This window comes from Microcoleus sp. SVA1B4, from assembly GCF_036700545.1.
GTDB lineage: Bacteria > Cyanobacteriota > Cyanobacteriia > Cyanobacteriales > Microcoleaceae > Microcoleus.
The window spans coordinates 1-1,518 of sequence record NZ_JAUBPB010000163.1; the positions used below are offsets into that span (position 1 = coordinate 1).

Below are 1,518 nucleotides of genomic sequence, written 5' to 3' on the forward strand. Positions count from 1 at the left end.
GAAAAATCTTCTCTTTATCCCTTGGGCTTGTCTTGGCAACTAGATTAACTGCTACCCCTACTTATTGAGCCGATACGAATTTACGATTGCCAAAAAAATCGAGGATATGTAACATTAGGTAACAGTAAGGATACCAGTGAATTTGCTTGTGAATCCATCAAACACTGGTGGAATAATTATGGAAAAGCCGCCTATCCTCATGCTAATTCGATTTTAGCTAAGTGTGATGGTGGCGGTAGCAATAATGCTAATCATTATATCTTTAAGCAAGATTTACAAAAGTTAGTAGATGAAATTGGAATTGAGATCAGAATAGCTCATTACCCTCCGTATACATCTAAATACAATCCCATTGAACATCGACTCTTCCCTCATATAACCAGAGCCTGTCAAGGAGTTATTTTTACAAGTCTAAATTTAGTCAAAAGTCTCATGGAAAAACTCACACTAACAAGGGTCTATCTGTAGTTGTAAATGTGGTAGATAAAATCTATGAAATTGGTCGAAAGGTGACTGATGATTTTAAAAAAAATCTGAAAATTGTTTTTGATGAATATTTACCCAAATGGAATTATCGAGCGGTACCTCAACTCACGAATTAATCAAGTTATTAATTTTTCATTCCTAAATTAGATTTAGACCCGGATTTGATTTTAAATCACCCTAACCTTCCTTCAGTCTTGTCTTATGGTACTCTGGCTGCTTAAAAACTGTCCGGAGTATTGCAATAAAAACACATATATTTTGTTCACTTCAAGCTTTTGTGAAATTGGAGTTTATGCGCTCTGAAAACATAATTAGCAATTGGTATGAAGTACAGAGGAATCTGTTTACTTCTGTTGTCCGTGAGCCTATTTTTGCCAACCTTCACAACGATGCCATTATCTAGACTACATAGATGATATTTTTTGCCAATGCGTAAGTCCTAACATCTTAAAAAACTTAAACGAAGCTGCACCTGCAACGAAGCTGCCCAAAGATTCGGCGATTGGGCACCTATACTCGATTCACGAAATAGCCCAGATGCAACAAGGGAGGAGCGATCGCCGACTCGGCTGCACACAGTCTTCATTGCTAGATTAAATGAACCACTCTATCAGCTTGAACTCAATGCAATATTGCACCTAGTAGAAATAGGCAAGTAGAGAAATTACTACAAAAAGATTCGGTTCCCTCTACTAACACCACCAGAGTAAGAACGCTATAGTTGATAAACGTCGAAAAGAGGGCAGCTTGAAGCGATGCCCCCCAAGGCGCTGAACCTAGAAAAAAGAATAGTTTGAAAGCTTAAAGCACTATTAACCTCGTCAAAAAAATGAAGATAGAGAGTCAAGGCGAGAGCTGATACTCAATATCGCAAACAACGAGAAAAAAGTCAAGGGAAAAAAACCAGCCTTCAGGGCTGAGTAGAAAGAACTTGACGAGCCTTAAAAGAACTCAACAACACGGAGAGTTTGATCCTGGCTCAGGATGAACGCTGGCGGTCTGCTTAACACATGCAAGTCGAACGGAGTAGAA

General features: G+C 38.6%; 1 rRNA gene and 1 pseudogene. Both read left to right on the forward strand.

The annotated features are described in order from the left end of the window. Window positions 1-78 precede the first annotated feature (78 nt). Window positions 79-602, forward strand: a pseudogene (locus QT987_RS29710) (ISAzo13 family transposase). 840 nt (window positions 603-1,442) lie between these two features. Then, a 16S ribosomal RNA gene (locus QT987_RS29715) occupies window positions 1,443-1,518 on the forward strand; the annotation flags it as partial.